Genomic DNA, 6,941 nt, shown 5'->3' on the forward strand with positions numbered 1-6,941 from the left:
GCCCTCCTGCTTTTTTTGTTAACCTTACAGGTGATATTTTATATCATCTGCTACACTTAAAGCACGGGGGCTTTTAACTCTTTTCGCTTCTCTATGTCGGTTATAGGGGCAATTCAAGCCCTTTTCAAACGCGGGCAAAATATAGTAAACTTACGCTGACTTATGGAAACTAAGCCTTCTGATGGCACTTTATACTACCTCGGCGAGAGGTGTTTTTTAAAGCGTTTAGAGACCCCGTGTGTCTATGATGCCGGTAAAGACGAACTCTATGAGCTTGACAGCGCGGCCTTTGATTTCTTAAAACAGGCTGGTTGCCGGGGTGTCAGCGCCCGGGATGGCGACAGCGCTTTTGTCTCCTACTGCGTCGAAGAGGGGCTTATTACAACTACGCCTGTCCTGGTGGCGCGGCCCCCTGACAATCAATCCCCCATACCCTCACTAAGATATCTTGAGCTGCAATTGACCGCCTCGTGTAATCTGAAATGTCGGCATTGTTTCGTCGGGGATAGCCGTGCGGTACACCTGCCGCTGGATACTGTTGTGCGGGTTTTAAAAGACTTTGAGGCCATGCAGGGGCTGAGGCTGCTATTGACAGGCGGCGAACCCCTGATGTATCCCGATTTTGCCGGACTTAACAAGAGGCTTCCAGAGTTTGCCCTGAGAAAAATCCTCCTCACAAACGGTGTACTGCTCACTGATGAGCTGTTAAAATCCCTGAACGTGGACGAGATACAGATAAGCATAGATGGACTTGCCGCGGGCCACGACGCCGTTCGCGGTGAGGGCCGGTACAATAAGGCAATTCATGCCGTAAAACGGGCGCAGGAGGCGGGATTCGATGTGTCTGTGGCCACAACGATACATTCAGAAAATATGGGAGAGTTCGCCGCGATGGAAAAGATGTTCACCAATATGAACATAAAGGACTGGACGGTGGATGTGCCGGTGCCAAAGGGCAGCCTGCTGAGAAACAAATACCTGTGTCTGCCGCCTGATACGGCTGGTAAACTTTTATCATATGGTTTTTCCCATGGTGGCGGCATTCATGGCGGTAGCGATGAGGGGGGATGGGCCTGCGGGGCACATCTGATGTCCATATCCGCAGACGGAGTCGCCTCTAAATGCCTGTACTACGCCGACACACCTGCGGGTGTGGCAGAGGACGGCCTTCAACAGTGCTGGGGCCGGATTGAGCCGCTGCCCCTCAGCAAACTTAAGTGTGACTGCGCGGAGATAGAGACATGCAGGGGTGGTTGCAGATACAGGGCGGCAGCCCTTGGCGACCCATTTGGGAAAGATTTATTTAAATGCCACTCCATTTTATATTGACATCTATGTTATAATTTCAGATAGGGCAAGTGTAAAGCCGTAGGGGTGAGTGGTTGACACCCTGTGAGAGATTAAAACATAACAGGAGGTGGAAATATGACCATAAGGAAACTGACGAGGAAGGCAGCTTTGACGTGTAAGTGTAAGGGTTCATGTTAAGAGGAATCCGGTTGAGGGGGGTTAAGTGCCCCCCTTTCACCATGAACGGCAAGATGAGTGCGATGAAAGTCTTTTTTGTAATAACGGCCTACTGTATATTAGCCGCGATGGTTGTTGTGCAGTCGGGGTGTGCCTTTGGGGCAAAGGGCAGCCAGGCTGAGACGCGGGCGAATGTGGCACCTGCTTCGCTGGCCGAGCCGGTTGCCCACACTGCAATGGCAACCGATAACCAAACCATGGCAGAGGCCGCAAAGGCCGCTGCGGCGAAACCCGAAGCAAACCACGACACGAAACCAAAAATAAAAACCAAAACAAAACCAGAGACAAAGGAATCCCGGCAGGTTGCCGGTGAGGGGAAAAAACCGCCCACACCTAAGGCGGCAGATGCGGATGCCAAAGATTCTGAGTACCACTTTATGCTTGGAGCCATCGCTGAGGTTGACGCCGATTGGGATAAGGCCATGAAGGAGTACCGGCTGGCATTAAGGGATGACCCGAATTCTCCATATTTAAGATTACAGATTGCCCAAATCTATGTCAGGCAGGGCAAGATAGAGGAAGCTGTAAAAAGTGCCGCTGAGATTGTCAAAGGAAATCCTGAGTATGTGCTGGCGCTAAAACTCCTTGGCGAACTCTATAACTCACAGAAAAGAATCAGGGAAGCCGTAGAGATATACGAAAAGGTCATACGCCTGGCACCCACTGACATGTCTGCGTTCGTATTTTTAGGCGCCATGTATTTATCTCAAAAGGACTATACTAACGCGCTGAGGGTGTTAAACATATATGTCAATAGTGACGATGGCAACACCATGGGGAACTACTACATAGGGGTTATATATCTTGAAATGGGAGATACAGAAAACGCCGAAAAACATATAATGAAGGCGATACAGGTTGATCCATCGCTGGACAACGCCTATGTATATATGGGGATAATAGAGGAAAAGAAGAAAAACCTTGACAAGGCGGCACAGTTCTATAAAAGTGCCATTGAGATAAACCCGCAAAACGTAAAGGCGCGCGATATGCTCTCCCGTGTCTATATACAGGACAAGGACTTCGGCAAGGCGATCAAGGAACTCAGGGAGCTGAGCAAGGAAATTCCTGAAAATCTTGAGATACATTTCAAAATTGGGCAATTATATCTTGACGCGGATGACTACAATAAGGCCATTGAGGAGTTTATGATAGTCAAATCCACAGTGCCCGGCAACATCATGTCAAGATACTACCTGTCCTTATGTTACGAGGCCATGAAGAAATATCCTGAGGCCATTGAGGAGTTAAAGCAGATAATCAACATAGACCCTGGGAACACAAAGGCATTTTTGAGGTTGGGTTATATAAATAACGAATTAAAGGATTACAGCGCGGCTGCAAAGTATTATGAAGAAATATTGAGTTATGACAGCAGCAAGCCTGATTTTTTCAGATATCCTGCAATTACGTATTTAAGCGCGGGCGATTATGGCAGGGCAAAAGAGGTGTTGAAACGTGGAATAGCCAAATTTCCTGAAAGCGACGAGCTCCTGTTAGACCTTGCTGTTGTATGTGAAAAGGAGAATAATTTTGACGAAATGGTTGCGGTATTAAAAAAGGCCATAGCGATAAATCCAAAGAACTCCGAGACGTTGAACTACCTTGGGTATTCGTATGCGGAGAAAGGGATAAATCTGGACGAAGCCAACGATCTTGTCAAGCGGGCGTTGGAGCTTAAACCTGACAGCGGTGCCTTCATAGACAGCCTGGGGTGGGTGTATTTTAAGAAGGGTTTATACAACGAGGCGTTAAAGGAAGTAGAAAGGGCAGTTGTTTTGATGAAGGATGATGCTGTGATATATGAGCACCTTGGCGATATATACATCAAGCTGAACATGCCGGACAAGGCAGTGCAGGCATGGCAGAAGTCAATAAAGTTTTTTAAAGACGAGCGCGGTCTGAAGGAACGGGTTGAGGAGAAAATAAATAAAACCAGGCGGTGAGTCCCCATTGATTACCTTGTCAGCCCCGGCAAAAATAAACTGGTTTCTGCGCGTGACAGGAAAGAGGGCAGACGGGTATCACGAAATCTACTCGGCAATGCAGGCTGTATCGTTGTATGACACACTTATTATTGAGCCTTCAGACACACTTGAACTGATATCTGATATACCCATACCAGTAACTGAAAACCTCGTCTACAAGGCGGCGGCGGCCTTTTTTGCCCGTAAGGAGTTAAATGCCCGGACTAGTCGCGCACGAATCACATTAAAGAAGGAAATTCCGGCTGAGGCGGGTCTTGGTGGCGGCAGTTCAGACGCCGCGCATACGTTAATTGGCCTGAACAGGCTGTTTGGCAATATTTTTACAATAACTGGCTTGTCTTCTATTGCCGCCCAAATCGGCTCTGACGTACCATTTTTCATTCACGGCGGTTTTGCCTTTGCGGAGGGCAGAGGCGAGATAGTAGTACCTCACGAGGTGAATTCCACCATCAATCTTTTACTCGTAAAGCCGTCATTTTCAATATCCACGGCGTGGGCATACAGACAATTCGATGGCAGGGTCTTTAATCCCATCTCGTCCCGCACGGAGCTAAGAGATGGTCTTACAGCAGCCTTAGAGTCATACAATTTTGAGCGCATACGCGCCCTTATGAAAAACGACATAGAGGACATATTAAAAGATAAATTTCCAAAAATCCATGAAATAGAAAACGCCTTATTAAAAGAAGACGCGGTGGCGGCCATGTTAAGCGGCAGTGGCAGCGCGGTCTTCGGGGTATTTAAAGACGTAGATGCAAGAGACAAGGCAAATGCGGCTTTAGCCGCTATTTATCCTGATTGCTTGTTAAAGAAAGCCACAACTATAAGCGGCATTAGTCATACAAGTCATGATTTCGTCCTACAAAGATGATATGGAAGATATTCAAGTCTCTAATGCCAGCCATGCGGCCAGAATCAGAAAATCTAAAGACCGTAACCTTTTCAACCTCTTCTGTAATTGATGAGGGTAATGTTGATTTCAGAGACTTGACAGAGATTCGTTCATATCCAAGGCCATCTTTTGGTTTATTACTAATTTCTTCCCACGTCAGTTGGGAGAGATTTAGCAGAGTATCTGCAAAAGATGATTTTTCCTTTTTTTCACATCTACTTAGACAGAACTTAGCTCCCTTCTTCATATGGTGAAATGAGAAGAGTGGTTTGCTATTGTTATTGTAATCAATACCCTCCGTATCCTTGACCTCAAAACGGCTGCCCTTCCTGTAAGGGATTATTATGGTCTTAGGATTAGGCATAGACCAGATATTTTTTCAAATGTTTGGTCATTTCATCGTGAGAGATAATCGTTTTTGCGCCTTTATCATAAGCATTTTTCCAACATATGTCGCTTTGAGAGAGTTCTTTGAGACGCAGTGCGGAGTACTGGCCGAACACTTCATATATTTCATTGAGAAATTCACAATCTTGTCTGTTAATTTTATTATGGTCGAAATCAGTTGGAGCGGGAATTCCTCCGGCACCGTAGTTCTTATGCTTGTGATAAAGGTCAGGGACAACAGGCCCATATGTCCATGCCTCAATATTTTCACTAAAGAGTGGCTGCCCGTTGGTAATAAGATATAATCCCTGAGCGTAATACATCAGTTTCTGAAGCTTAAGATTTGATAGCAACTCCTCATCGTCTTCTGCCTTAGAAAGAAAATAATCGGCTATATCAAAACATGTGTACATCATAAACCTCCCTTTCACTTACATGGACACGGTGAAAGCTGCAAAACCGACAACACAATACTCTATACGAGGGAGGCACAGCCTGCGCCTCCCTCGTATAGTTGTCCTATTTCTTACCCGTGATTGTTACATATGAATAGGCGCTTCCACGATAGACGAGCAACAGAATATCTTCCTCTGCCTTGATGGCGGAGACGATGGAATCATATTCTCTCACATTATTGACGCGCTTTCTATTGACTTCCTGAATGATGTCGCTTTGCTTGAGAACATTAAAGGCGGCACTGTCGTCGGCGATATTTGTGACGATAACGCCGGAGACTTTTGAGGGAAAGTTAAAGCGCTCCCTAATAGACGCTGTTAAGTCCTGTACGCTTACTCCCTTGAGTCTGTTTGAGAATTCTGTTGACGATGGAGTCTCAGCCGCCGCTTGTTTAATATCGGGGAGTTCTCCTACTTTTACTTTAAACGCGACTTCTTTCCCATCTCTGATAACTTTGAGATCAAGAGTCGCGCCGGGGGGGGTATTGGCAACGAGATTTCGCAGTTGCCTCGTGTTGGAGGCGTCTTTGCCGTCAAAGGATACGATGAGGTCACCGCGTTTTATGCCGGCCTTTTCGGCAGGGCCGCCTTCGACTATATCTGCAATCAGGACGCCATCTTTCTCTTTAAGTCCGAAGGATTTGGCTAGTTCGGGGGTCAGTGGTTGAATATTTACGCCCAGCCAGCCGCGAATTACCTTGCCGGATTTAATGAGTTTGTCCATTACACTTTTGACCATGCTGCTTGGGATGGCAAAGCCTATGCCCTGATAACCGCCGCTGGTGGAAAAGATAGCGGTATTAATCCCTGCCAGTTCACCGTTTGCGTTGACGAGGGCACCGCCTGAGTTTCCGGGATTAATTGGGGCGTCAATTTGAATAAAATCTTCGTAGTCAGCAATACCGACCTCTGACCTTCCCACGGCGCTGACGATGCCCATAGTGACGGTCTGGTTGAGGCCGAAGGGGTTGCCGACCGCTATGACTATCTCACCAACTCTCATCTTACCTGAGTCACCCATTTTGATGACCGGCAACCCATGTGCTTCAATCTTTATAACCGCCACATCAGTCTTTGGGTCAGCCCCGATTATTTTGCCCTTATACTCGGTCTTATCCGCAAGAATAACCTTTATCTCGTCCACATCTTTGACGACATGGCTGTTGGTGACGATATAGCCGTCTTCTTTTATGATAACACCTGAGCCGAGTGCCCTGGACTCATATTTTTTTGGCATGTGAAACGGGGATTCGTCGCCGAAGAATTTCTTGAACATAGGGTCATCAAAGAAACGCCCCATCTGGTTATCCTTCGTATCTACTGTTTTTTGGGTGGAGATATTGACCACCGATGGTTTGACCACATCAGCGACTTCGGCCATTGCGTTACTTAGTTGTACAAGTACATCCCTGCTTTGGGGCGAGACTTCTTTAGCCTGAGCCGACGACTGGTTTTGTATGTTAAAGTTTGACGCGATAACAAGCCCGGCTATCAGCCCGCACACGATAAGCATTACCCCGACAATAGTCTTTTTACCGTTGAACATAACTCTGAATCCTCCTTTTTATTGAACGGCATCTCCAATTGGCATATATAATCACATATAATGGGCCGTCAAGTCAATAGTTGCTATACAAAATGTCGTACCAAAGTAGAAATGTCCTATTCTTACCAAAATAGAAATGTCCTATT

6 protein-coding genes are annotated in these 6,941 nt (G+C 46.6%); 3 read left to right on the forward strand and 3 right to left on the reverse strand.

Features of this window, described 5'->3' with window-relative positions:
- The first annotated feature begins 162 nt into the window (after window positions 1-162).
- The 3 genes from AB7D94_RS15615 to ispE all read left to right on the forward strand — a co-directional run bounded on the left by AB7D94_RS15615 (window position 163) and on the right by ispE (window position 4,386).
- Window positions 163-1,329: a radical SAM protein gene (locus AB7D94_RS15615; RefSeq protein WP_420266918.1), complete on the forward strand. Its 1,167-nt coding sequence runs from the start codon at window positions 163-165 to the stop codon at window positions 1,327-1,329.
- Window positions 1,330-1,499: 170 nt separating this feature from the next.
- The gene (locus AB7D94_RS15620) at window positions 1,500-3,473 is read left to right on the forward strand and encodes a tetratricopeptide repeat protein (protein ID WP_420266920.1); all 1,974 of its coding nucleotides are present in this window, start codon (window positions 1,500-1,502) and stop codon (window positions 3,471-3,473) included.
- A 7-nt stretch (window positions 3,474-3,480) separates the two neighbouring features.
- On the forward strand, window positions 3,481-4,386 hold the full coding sequence (ispE, locus tag AB7D94_RS15625; protein ID WP_420266921.1) for a 4-(cytidine 5'-diphospho)-2-C-methyl-D-erythritol kinase: 906 nt from the start codon (window positions 3,481-3,483) through the stop codon (window positions 4,384-4,386).
- Here ispE and AB7D94_RS15630 read toward each other — a convergent pair.
- The 3 genes from AB7D94_RS15630 to AB7D94_RS15640 form a co-directional block, all read right to left on the reverse strand.
- On the reverse strand, window positions 4,349-4,771 hold the full coding sequence (locus AB7D94_RS15630; RefSeq protein ID WP_420266922.1) for a hypothetical protein: 423 nt from the start codon (window positions 4,769-4,771) through the stop codon (window positions 4,349-4,351). The two genes, ispE and AB7D94_RS15630, sit on opposite strands and share 38 nt — an antisense overlap.
- Window positions 4,764-5,210 (reverse strand): Panacea domain-containing protein, encoded by a 447-nt coding sequence (locus AB7D94_RS15635; RefSeq protein WP_420266924.1) that lies wholly within the window; start codon window positions 5,208-5,210, stop codon window positions 4,764-4,766. Before AB7D94_RS15635 ends, AB7D94_RS15630 begins: the two co-directional genes overlap by 8 nt.
- 103 nt (window positions 5,211-5,313) lie before the next feature.
- On the reverse strand, window positions 5,314-6,795 hold the full coding sequence (locus AB7D94_RS15640) for a DegQ family serine endoprotease (RefSeq protein WP_420266925.1): 1,482 nt from the start codon (window positions 6,793-6,795) through the stop codon (window positions 5,314-5,316).
- Between the last annotated feature and the right edge of the window lie 146 nt (window positions 6,796-6,941).

The organism is Candidatus Magnetominusculus dajiuhuensis (assembly GCF_046044395.1).
Classification (GTDB): Bacteria; Nitrospirota; Thermodesulfovibrionia; order Thermodesulfovibrionales; family Magnetobacteriaceae; genus Magnetominusculus; species Magnetominusculus dajiuhuensis.

Coding starts and splice junctions, on each gene's coding strand:
- AB7D94_RS15615 (WP_420266918.1), top strand. CDS start 163: ATGGAAACTAAGCCTTCTGATGGCACTTTATACTACCTCGGCGAGAGG.
- AB7D94_RS15630 (WP_420266922.1), bottom strand. CDS start 4,771: ATGCCTAATCCTAAGACCATAATAATCCCTTACAGGAAGGGCAGCCGT.
- AB7D94_RS15635 (WP_420266924.1), bottom strand. CDS start 5,210: ATGATGTACACATGTTTTGATATAGCCGATTATTTTCTTTCTAAGGCA.
- AB7D94_RS15640 (WP_420266925.1), bottom strand. CDS start 6,795: ATGTTCAACGGTAAAAAGACTATTGTCGGGGTAATGCTTATCGTGTGC.